General features: G+C 52.2%; 1 rRNA gene. It reads left to right on the top strand.

Annotation, left to right across the window (positions count from 1 at the left end):
• Positions 1–255: ribosomal RNA gene (locus M3206_RS19305) — 23S ribosomal RNA — on the top strand; the annotation flags it as partial.

The following is a 255-nucleotide window of genomic DNA, read 5'->3' on the forward strand; positions in this document are numbered from 1 at the left end:
TAATAGCTCACTGGTCGAGTGACTCTGCGCCGAAAATGTAACGGGGCTAAACGTATCACCGAAGCTATGGCTTGTACCATTTGGTACAGGGGTAGGGGAGCGTTCGAAGTGCTGTGAAGTCAGACCGAAAGGACTGGTGGAGCGCTTTGAAGTGAGAATGCCGGTATGAGTAGCGAAAGACAAGTGAGAATCTTGTCCATCGAAAGCCTAAGGTTTCCTGAGGAAGGCTCGTCCGCTCAGGGTTAGTCGGGGCCT

Source organism: Fictibacillus phosphorivorans (assembly GCF_023715845.1).
Classification (GTDB): Bacteria; Bacillota; Bacilli; order Bacillales; family Fictibacillaceae; genus Fictibacillus; species Fictibacillus phosphorivorans_D.